Raw genomic sequence first — 1,194 nt, 5'->3', positions numbered from 1 at the left:
GCGACGGCAGCACCGCCCGGGGCCTGCGGACCATGCCCCGCGCGGAGGGCGACCCGCTTCAGCTGTACGTGGGAACCCACCGCGGCCGCTTCGCCGTCGGCGCCGTGGTCGTCGCCCCCAGCGGCACCGAGAAGACCACCGTGGTGATAGAGCCGGAGCACCTCGCCATCGAGGTGTCCGAACCCACGTGGGACGGCCGGCCTCTCCAGATCCTGCCGAGCCTGGCCACCGATACGGAGATCGCCGAGTTCCACGAGCACGGCCCCGGGCAGGTCCAGGCATTCGCCAACGAGCTCAACCACGCCATCGTCTTCTACCCCGGCGACGGCACCTACTGGACGTATGACGAAGACATGAAGGCGGTGCTGCTGCTCGACGACCGCGACCGCGAACGCGCCGCGATCTGGGCCTCCGTACAGGGGCCGGCCTTCACCGCGGCCCTGCGCGGCCAGGACAATCCCAAGCAGGCCCTCCCGAACTCCGACGGCGTCGGCCGACTCGTTTCGCCCGGGCCGGTCCTCTTCGCCAACGAGGCAGGGTTCGTTACCGGAGACGCTCTGGCCGGCCCGCTGCCACGGGCCCTCGCCAAGCACGCGGCCGCGCTCGCCCGCCAACAGCTCTTCGTCCTCGCCGCCGACTTCGACCCGACGGATCCGGTACGCCCCTGGTCCATGCTTCATCACGACCGGACCCGCAAGCGCCTCACGACGGCCGGACTGCTGGAGCGGCTCGACCGACAGCATCTCCGGAGCACGGTGACCGTGCTTCTGGTTCCCAACCTGCTCTCACCGGCCAGAGCCAAGGCCGTCGTCCCCGATGACGTACGCCTGCTCGAGGAAGGCCTGCACCGGAGGGTGCTGCGGCTCACCCAGGGCTGGAAGATCGAGGTGGACGGAACCGGTTCCGTCGTGACGGTGAAGACCCCGGGCCCACACCCGGACATCCCGTCGGAACGCACGGCTCTGAAGTGGGTCGACGGCACCCGGGTCGGCCCGACGCCGACCGGCCGCGACGGGCGGCCGCCGCTCGTCCTGATCGACGACAAGCTCGAACTGCAGGGCAGCAAGCGTTTGGTCAGCGAGCCGTGCATCGTTGCCCCTGCCGACAGCCGGCACATGCCCGCCCTGCGGAAACTCGCCGAGACCTCCGTTCGAGAGGGCAGGGTTGAGGTCTTCGTACAGCTCGACGTAGGGA

At 70.1% G+C, this 1,194-nt stretch carries 1 protein-coding gene; it reads left to right on the top strand.

All coding sequences use genetic code 11. The features are described 5' to 3' along the window. Positions 1-32 precede the first annotated feature (32 nt). Positions 33-1,194, top strand: a 1,162-nt coding sequence (locus ACWGI8_RS44450; protein ID WP_453669341.1) for a hypothetical protein, incomplete at its 3' end; no start/stop codon positions are given.

The sequence above is a fragment of the Streptomyces sp. NPDC054841 genome, assembly GCF_053611045.1.
This window is presented reverse-complemented; position numbering and strand designations above follow the sequence as displayed.